This window comes from Streptomyces tricolor, assembly GCF_002155905.1.
Classification (GTDB): domain Bacteria; phylum Actinomycetota; class Actinomycetes; order Streptomycetales; family Streptomycetaceae; genus Streptomyces; species Streptomyces tricolor.
In genome coordinates, this window is the sequence record NZ_MUMF01000548.1 from 1 (window position 1) to 1758 (window position 1758).

Here is a 1758-nt window from a genome sequence, read left to right on the forward strand (position 1 = left end):
GCGGTGGTGCCGCCGTACGGGGAGGTCCGCAGGTGCACCTTGATGTCGTGCCGGGAGGCGAGCCTGCTGACCACGAAGAGTCCGAGACGGTCGCTGTCGAAGAGGTCGAGCGCCTCGGACTGTTCTATGCGCCGGTTGGCCTCGGCGAGGGTGTCGGCGCCCATGCCGAGACCCCGGTTCTCGATCTCCAGGGCGTAGCCGTTGCCGACGGGTTCGCCGGTGACACGCACGCGCGTGTGGGGCGGTGAGAACTGGGCGGCGTTCTCCACGAGTTCGGCCAGCAGATGGGTGAGGTCGGCGACCGCCGCGCCGATGATGTGCGCCTCGGGGAACTGACGCACCTCCACGCGCGCGTAGTCCTCGACCTCCGAGACGGCGGCGCGTACGACGTCGGTCAACGACACCGGCAGGCGCCAGGCCCGGCCGGGGGCCGCGCCGGAGAGGATGATCAGGCTCTCGGCGTGGCGTCGCATCCGGGTGGTGAGGTGGTCCAGACGGAACAGGTCGCTCAGCTCGTCGGGGTCGTCGGAACGCCGTTCCATGCTGTCGAGGAGGCTGAGCTGGCGATGGACGAGGACCTGGCTGCGGCGGGCCAGGTTGACGAAGACTCCGGAGATGCCGCTGGCGAGTTCGGCGCGCTCCACGGCGGCGCGGAGCGCGGCGCGGTGCACGGTGGTCAGGGCTTCCGCGACCTGACCGGTCTCGTCCTCCGCGGGTGGTCCGGCGGGTGCCTCGGCCCGGAGGTCGATCTCCTCGCCCGCGCGCAGTCTCCGCATCGCTTCGGGGAGTTTGCGGCGGGCGATCTCCAGTGCGTCGTTGCGCAGGGTCACGAGTTCGACCACGAGTGCCCGCCCGATGCGGACCGAGATGACGAGGGAGGCGGCGACGGCGGCGAGTCCGAGGAGTACGGCTGCGCCCGCGGGGCTGAGCAGGCCCCGGGCGACCGGGTCGGCACGGCCGGCGACGGCACGGCCCGTGGCCGTCGCGATGGTCCGCATGCCGTCCTGTACGCGCGCGTGGGCATCGCTCCAGGCGGCCCGCGGTACCGCGTCGGCGGGCCCGGCACCCGGTCCGGCGGCCAACAGTTCGTCCTCGGCGGCGCCCAGGGCGGTGTAGGAGTCGCTGCGCGCGAGGTCCTGCCAGGCGGCGCGCGGGGCGGCGGGCAGATCGGCGACGGCGGTGTCGGTGAGGGTACGGCGCGTGGCGACGGCGGCGCTGAAGAGCCGCAGACGTTCGCCTCGCAGGGCGCCGGTCCGCGCGCTGCCCAGCAGGGCGTCCTCCTGGGCCAGCGCCTCGGCGGCGCGGGAGAATTCGAGCAGCACGCGCGCGTCGGAGGCGAGGTCGGCCTGCTGGGCGCCGGTGAGGGCGCCGTCCACGGCGAAGGCCGCGCCGATGGTCTTCGTGTACCGCCTGTAGGTGTCGTCCCAGCCCGCCTTGTGGCCCCGTACGGCCGTTCGCAGCGTACGGAGACCTTCGGCACCGGTGACGAAGGCGTCGAGGCGCCCGGAGACGCCGGCGGGCAGTTCCTGGCTGTCGGCGACCGTGCTGTGCCGGCCGAGCCGCAGCTTCGCCACGGCCCGGTCGGTGCGGGCCGCGAGCTCTTCCAGGTCGCCGCCGTTCCCGGCGCGCGGGTCGGTGGCGTAGCGGACGGCCGCGGTGCGCTCGGCTTGCAGCGCGGTGACGGCGGCGGCCACCGGAGTGCGCAGTTCGGCGTCGACCCGCTGGGACTGGCGCAACCGGGCGACGTCCTGGGCGGTG

Annotated in this window: 1 protein-coding gene; it reads right to left on the reverse strand. The window is 74.2% G+C overall.

The features are described 5' to 3' along the window. A partial coding sequence (locus CCN44_RS33235; protein ID WP_086701985.1) for a sensor histidine kinase occupies positions 1–1758 on the reverse strand: 1758 nt, incomplete at both ends.